Below are 6,549 nucleotides of genomic sequence, written 5' to 3' on the forward strand. Positions count from 1 at the left end.
CCGGCGCGCAGCGCCTCGATGAGGGGCGGCGGTCGGGTGACGGGTGGGCGCTTCCCCCCGTACCTTCGTGCGGGGGAAACGGGCACTCCCGCGGCCCCCCGCGCGTTGGACGGTGGCGGAGACATCCGTTCCGCCGGACGGCGCGTCCTGTCCCGTTCGTCAGGCAGTACCTGCACCAGGAGGCACCCAGCGATGTCGGTTCCGCAGCTCAGCGCCGAGCAGCGCGGCGAACAGATCCTCGCCGTCTTCCACACGGCCTTCGGCGACCTGCTGGCCGCCGATCCGGCCGCGTTCCGCGTGAAGTTCCGGAAGATGGCGGCGTCGGCGTTCGCGTTCTACCGCGGGACGGCAAACCTCTTCTACCACGACCTGGAGCAGGAGAACGCCCACACCGGGCCGTACCTGGACGAGCGCACCTCGCGGGTGTGGATCCACGGCGACCTGCACGCGGAGAACTTCGGCACGTACATGGACGCCCAGGGCCGGCTGATCTTCAACGTGAACGACTTCGACGAGGCGTACGTCGGCCCCTTCACCTGGGACCTCAAGCGCCTGGCGGCCTCGGTGGCCCTGATCGGCTACGCGAAGGCGCTGAGCGACGACCAGATCACCGCCCTCGTGCGGACGTACGCGGCGGCCTACCGCGAGCGCGTCCACGCCCTCGCGACGGGCGCCAAGAGCGACGAGGTGCCGCCCTTCACGCTGGACAGCGCCCAGGGACCGCTGCTCGACGCCCTGCGCGACGCGCGCTCGCTGACCCGCTTCGGGCTGCTCGACTCGATGACGGAGATCCGCGACTTCGAGCGGCGCTTCGCCCCGGGCGGCGGCTCCGTCGAGCTGGACGCGGCCACCCGCTACAAGGTCCTGGCCGCCTTCGACGGCTATCTGGAGACGCTGCCGGAGTCGTCCCTGGACCGCCCGGACTCCTACCGGGTGAAGGACGTCGTGGGCCGCCGCGGCATCGGCATCGGCTCGGCCGGCCTGCCCTCGTACAACATCCTCCTGGAGGGCGCCACCGACGCCCTGGAGAACGATGTGGTGATCTACATCAAGCAGGCCCAGACCCCGGCCGTCTCCCGGCACATCACCGACCCCTCGATCCGGGAGTACTTCCAGCACGAGGGCCACCGCACGGTGATCTCCCAGCGCGCCCTCCAGGCGCACGCCGACCCGTGGCTGGGCTGGACCGAGCTGGACGGCGCGGGCCAGCTGGTCGCCGAGGTCTCGCCGTACGCGGTGGACCTGGACTGGGGCGACATCGACGACCCCGAGGAGATCGCGGCGGTCGTCGCGGACCTCGGCCGGGCCACCGCCGCGATGCACGCAGCCGCGGACGACGAGAGCGGCCACTCGGAGCTGGTGCCGTTCTCCACGGAGCGCGCCATCGACGCGGCGATCGCGGGCGACGAGGACGGCTTCGGCGACCTGCTCGTGGACTTCGCGCACAGCTACGGCGCCCGTGCCCGCGCCGACCACCAGATCTTCGTGGACCTGTTCCGCAACGGGCAGATCCCGGGACTGTAGCCGCCCCTCCCCGCACGGGGACCCCGTCCACAGGATCCCTTTAGGGGTCCCTTACCGGAGTACGTGACAGACTCTTCAGGCCATGGACATATCCGGGACCCAGCTCAGAGCCGTACGCGCGGCGCTGTTCACGGCGGTGGTCGTGACGCTCAGCACCGCGTCGCACGTGCTGCTGTCCCGGGTCCCCCTGCCGCTGGCCACCGTGGCGGCGCTCGCCGGCGCCGTCTTCGCCGTCGCGTACGCGCTGGCGGGCCGGGAGCGCGGCTTCGGGCGGATCGCCGCCCTGCTGATCCCGCTGGAGCTGGCCGCCGACACGCTGTTCACCGCCGGCCAGCACGCCTGTTACGGCAGGGCGGGCGGCCCGGTCGCCGGCCCGCTGCGCTCGGTGGGCCTCGACGTGCTCTGCGGGGGCGGCGAGGTCGGCGCCCCGCTGGCCCGGGTGACGGGCGGCGAGGCGACCCCCGCGGCGGCGCTGCTCGCCCAGGCCGACCCGGGCGCCGCCTGGCTGCTGCTGGGCGCGCACATCGGCGTCGGCCTCGCCGCGGCCGCCTGGCTGCGGCGCGGCGAGCGGGCCCTCGGCCAGTTCCTGGACGCGATGGCCGCCACCACCTTCCGCCCGCTGCTGATCGCGGTCACCGCGGTGGCCGCACCCCTCACCCCGGTGCGCCGGCTGCCGCGGCCCACCCGCCGGGTCGCCGCCACCCGCACGCGGCTGCTCGTGCACTCCCTGGGACGGCGTGGACCGCCGTGCTCGGCCCTTTCCGCCTGAGCACACCGATCCCCGTACACCCGCCATCACCACGGAGAAATCACCATGAGCAAGAGGAACACCCAGGCCGCGAAGTCGGCGGCCCGTGAGCGGCTGCGCGTCGAGCGCGAGCGCCAGGCCAAGCGCGACAAGGCGAAGCGCCAGCTCGTCGTCGCCGGTTCGATCGTCGCGGTCCTCGCGATAGCCGGCGGCATCGGCTGGGCCGTCGTGCAGAACAACGAGCCCTCGAAGTGGGACGAGGCCGCCGACGCGAAGGTCGTCGCCCCCGCGAACACCAGCGGCAAGAACGGCACGACCGTCGTCATCGGCGACTCCAAGACCGACAACACGGTCCACCTCTACGAGGACCCGCGCTGCCCGGCCTGCGCCTCCTTCGAGCAGACCGTCGGCGAGACCGTCAACAAGGGCATGGAGGACGGCGACTACAAGCTCTCCTTCACCCTCGGCACGTTCCTCGACGGCAACCTCGGCGGCGAGGGCTCGAAGAACGGCGTGAGCGCGCTCGGCGCCGCGCTGAACGTCAGCCCCGAGGCGTTCCTGGAGTACAAGACCGCGCTGTACTCGGCGAAGTACCACCCGGAGGAGACGAAGGACGACCTCGCGAAGGACGACTACCTGATCAAGGTGGCGGACACGGTGGACGCGCTGAAGGGCAACGAGAAGTTCCAGGATGCCGTCGAGAAGGGCACCTACGACGCCTGGGCGATGAGGATGAGCAAGTCCTTCGACGACGCCGAGGGGGTCGACTCGACGCCGACCATCAAGATCAACGACAAGGTGATCACGAACCCGAGCTCGGTCGCCGACTGGCAGAAGGCCCTGAAGGACGCGGGCGTCACCAAGTAACGGCCCCGGCAGGGCGGGCGAACGCCCGACGTTCGCCCGCCCTTCACGTCGTTCGCCTTACGGAGAGCTCTACCGATCAGTAATGTGACCGGCCGTGACCAGTCGCATCAGATCCCTGCCCAGGCCCCCGCGTTCCTSCACGGCGTCGCCTCCGGCGACCCGCTGCCCGACGGCGTCCTGCTGTGGACGCGGGTGACGCCCGTGCCCGAGGCGGTCCCCGGCTCCGGGCTCGGCCCGGACGTCGAGGTCGCCTGGACGGTGGCCACCGACAAGGCGTTCACGGACGTCGTCGCGCGGGGCTCCGTCACCGCGACCGCCGCCTCCGACCACACCGTGAAGGCGGACGTCCGCGGTCTGCGGCCCGCCACCGACCACTGGTTCCGCTTCTCCGCCGGCGGCACCGACTCCCCCGCCGCCCGCACCCGCACCGCGCCCGCCCACGACGCGGCCGTGGCCTCGATGCGCTTCGGCGTGGTGTCCTGCGCCAACTGGGAGGCCGGCCACTTCTCGGCGTACCGCCACCTCGCCGCGCGCGGCGACCTGGACGCCTGGCTGCACCTGGGCGACTACGTCTACGAGTACGGCACCGGCGAGTACGGCACCCGGGACACCGTCGTGCGCCCGCACGCCCCCGCGCACGAGATCGTCACCCTCGCCGACTACCGCGTCCGGCACGGCCGCTACAAGACGGACCCGGACCTGCGGGCCCTGCACGCCGCTGCCCCGGTCGTCGCGATCTGGGACGACCACGAGTTCGCGAACGACGCCTGGTCGGGCGGCGCCGAGAACCACACCGAGGGCGCCGAGGGCTCCTGGTCCGCCCGGCAGGCCGCCGCCAAGCAGGCCTACTTCGAGTGGATGCCGGTGCGGCCCGCGGTCGAGGGCACCACCTACCGGCGGCTGCGGTTCGGCAGGCTCGCCGACCTGTCGCTGCTCGACCTGCGCTCGTACCGCTCGCAGCAGGTGAAGACCGGCAACGGCTCGGTGGACGACCCGGAGCGCACGCTCACCGGCCGGACCCAGCTCGACTGGCTGAAGGCGGGCCTGCGGTCCTCGGACACCACCTGGCGGCTGGTCGGCAACTCGGTGATGATCGCCCCCTTCGCCATCGGCTCGCTCTCCGCCGAGCTCCTCAAACCGCTCGCGGAACTGCTCGGCCTGCCGAAGGAGGGCCTCGCCCTCAACACCGACCAGTGGGACGGCTACACCGACGACCGCCGCGAACTCCTCGCGCACCTGCGGGAGAACGCGATCCGCAACACGGTCTTCCTCACCGGCGACATCCACATGGCCTGGGCCAACGACGTGCCGTACAACGCCGCCACGTACCCCCTGTCGGCCTCCGCCGCCACCGAGTTCGTCGTCACGTCGGTGACCTCCGACAACCTCGACGACCTGGTGAAGGTGCCCGAGGGCGCGGTCTCGGCCCTGGCCGCGCCGGTGATCCGCGCCGCCAACCGGCACGTCCACTGGGTCGACACCGACCGCCACGGCTACGGCGTCCTGGACCTGACCGCCGAGCGGGCGCAGATGGACTACTACGTCCTCTCCGACCGCACGTCCGCGGACGCGACGGCGGCCTGGGCCCGTTCCTACCGCACGCGCAGCGGCACGCAGAAGGTCGAGCGGACGTACGACCCGGTCTGATCCGGCACGGCGTCCCGCGCACGGGCGGTCCCGCGCGGGACCGCTACAAGGTCTCCAGGAAGCCGAGCGCCACCCGCCAGGTGGCCTCGGCGGCCTCCTCGTCGTAGTCCGGCAGACCGGGGTCGGTGTAGAGGTGCCCGGCACCCGCGTACCGGTAGATCTCCACGTCCGCCCCCACCCGGCCCATCTGCAGGTACCAGGCGGTCAGCCAGTCGTCCGGCTCGAAGGCGTCCGGCTCCGCCACGTGCAGCTGGACCGGCAGCTCGTCCACCGAGGCGGTCTCCGCGATGTCGGACGTGCCGTGCAGGAGCAGCAGCCCGCGGGCCTTGTCGTCACCGAGCGCCAGGGTCTGCGCGGTCGCCGCGCCCAGCGAGAACCCGGCGTACACCAGCCCCCGCTCCGAGTAGGGCGCCGCGGCCAGGATGGCGCGCTTGAGCAGCTCGTCCTTGCCCAGCTCGTCCTGGAAGGCCCTGCCCTCCTCGACCGTCTCGAAGACGCGCCCCCCGAAGAGGTCCGGCGTCCACACCTCGTGTCCCGCCGCCCGCAGGCGGTCCGCCGCGTCCCGCACCGCCGGCCGCAGACCGTAGGTCGAATGGAAGAGCATGATGTTCATGGGGCCATGGTGCCAGCCGCCCCCGGCCACGCCGGTCCGGGGCGCCGGGCGGCGGATATGACCGGGACCACAGATTAGCCACCCCGGGGGACGGTTACGGTCGAAGGATGGAGAACGTGCTTCGCCCGCTGATCGTGATCGGCGGCTCCGTCGTACTGACGCTGCTGGTCGGCTGGACGGCCGACCTGCTGCTGCGACGCGCCGATCAACGCCACCACCAGGTCCCGCTGTGGGGCCTGCTGCGCCGCTGCCGTCTTCCGCTGCAGTTCACGCTGTGCGCCGCACTGCTGAGAGGATCGTACGACCAGGCCGAGCTCACCAAGGAGCACTCCGTGGGGGCCGGCCGGATCCTCTCCCTGGTCCTCATCGGCTCCACCGCCTGGCTCCTGGTGCGGATCGCCACCGCGATCGTCGAGTCCTCGTACGCCCGCTACGCCCACACCCACCGCGATCCGGCCAGGGTGCGCCGGGTCCGTACGCAGGTGGCCCTCATCCAGCGGGTCGTCTCCGCGATCGTCGGTGTGGTCGCGGTCGCGGCCATGCTGCTGACCTTCCCCGCGATGCGCGCGGCCGGCGCCTCGCTGCTCGCCTCGGCCGGCATCCTCGGCATCGTCGCCGGTGTGGCCGCCCAGTCGACCCTCAGCAACATGTTCGCCGGGTTCCAGATCGCCTTCGGCGACATGGTGCGGCTCGGCGACACGGTCGTCGTGAACGGCGAATGGGGCACGGTCGACGAGATCACCCTCACCTTCCTGACCGTGCGCACCTGGGACGAGCGCCGGTTCACCATGCCGGTGTCGTACTTCACCTCGCAGCCGTTCGAGAACTGGTCCCGCGGCGGGGTGCAGATGACCGGCACGGTCTTCTTCCACCTGGACCACCACGCGCCCGTGGAGGAGATGCGCGCCAAGCTGCGCGACATCCTGCGCGAGTGCCCCGCCTGGGACGGCCGCGACTACGGCCTCGCGGTCACCGACTCCACCCCCAGCACGATGGAGGTGCGCGCGCTGGTCACCGCGAAGGACGCGGACGACGTGTGGACGGTGCGGGTCACGGTCCGCGAGCAGATGCTGCGCTGGCTGACCGTCCACCACCCGTACGCCCTCCCCCGCGTCAACACGGCCGACGCGATCCTCCCCCCGGACACCCT

6 protein-coding genes are annotated in these 6,549 nt (G+C 72.1%); 5 read left to right on the forward strand and 1 reads right to left on the reverse strand.

Going from position 1 to position 6,549, the window contains the following annotated elements:
* Positions 1–18 precede the first annotated feature (18 nt).
* The 4 genes from FGF04_RS22905 to FGF04_RS22920 all read left to right on the forward strand — a co-directional run bounded on the left by FGF04_RS22905 (position 19) and on the right by FGF04_RS22920 (position 4,786).
* Positions 19–1,524: a DUF2252 domain-containing protein gene (locus FGF04_RS22905; RefSeq protein WP_268893784.1), complete on the forward strand. Its 1,506-nt coding sequence runs from the start codon at positions 19–21 to the stop codon at positions 1,522–1,524.
* An 82-nt stretch (positions 1,525–1,606) separates the two neighbouring features.
* On the forward strand, positions 1,607–2,293 hold the full coding sequence (locus tag FGF04_RS22910) for a hypothetical protein (RefSeq protein WP_149513166.1): 687 nt from the start codon (positions 1,607–1,609) through the stop codon (positions 2,291–2,293).
* A 45-nt stretch (positions 2,294–2,338) separates the two neighbouring features.
* Positions 2,339–3,139 carry a DsbA family protein gene (locus FGF04_RS22915; protein WP_149513167.1) on the forward strand — a complete coding sequence of 267 codons (801 nt, stop codon included), beginning with the start codon at positions 2,339–2,341 and terminating at the stop codon, positions 3,137–3,139.
* Between the two features lie 75 nt (positions 3,140–3,214).
* Positions 3,215–4,786, forward strand: coding sequence for an alkaline phosphatase D family protein (locus FGF04_RS22920; protein ID WP_149513168.1), 1,572 nt, complete (start codon positions 3,215–3,217; stop codon positions 4,784–4,786).
* Between the two features lie 43 nt (positions 4,787–4,829).
* Here FGF04_RS22920 and FGF04_RS22925 read toward each other — a convergent pair whose 3' ends face one another.
* Positions 4,830–5,399, reverse strand: coding sequence for a dienelactone hydrolase family protein (locus FGF04_RS22925; protein ID WP_149513169.1), 570 nt, complete (start codon positions 5,397–5,399; stop codon positions 4,830–4,832).
* A 107-nt stretch (positions 5,400–5,506) separates the two neighbouring features.
* On the opposite strand from FGF04_RS22925, the gene FGF04_RS22930 reads away from it, so the two are divergent.
* The coding region (locus FGF04_RS22930; RefSeq protein ID WP_149513786.1) for a mechanosensitive ion channel family protein at positions 5,507–6,549 on the forward strand (1,043 nt) is incomplete at its 3' end.

The organism is Streptomyces apricus, assembly GCF_008369065.1.
Classification (GTDB): Bacteria; Actinomycetota; Actinomycetes; order Streptomycetales; family Streptomycetaceae; genus Streptomyces; species Streptomyces apricus.

Bases quoted from the DNA above. Each gene is read 5' to 3' on its own strand.
- FGF04_RS22915 (WP_149513167.1), top strand. From the start codon at position 2,339: ATGAGCAAGAGGAACACCCAGGCCGCGAAGTCGGCGGCCCGTGAGCGG.
- FGF04_RS22910 (WP_149513166.1), top strand. From the start codon at position 1,607: ATGGACATATCCGGGACCCAGCTCAGAGCCGTACGCGCGGCGCTGTTC.
- FGF04_RS22905 (WP_268893784.1), top strand. From the start codon at position 19: ATGAGGGGCGGCGGTCGGGTGACGGGTGGGCGCTTCCCCCCGTACCTT.
- FGF04_RS22925 (WP_149513169.1), bottom strand. From the start codon at position 5,399: ATGAACATCATGCTCTTCCATTCGACCTACGGTCTGCGGCCGGCGGTG.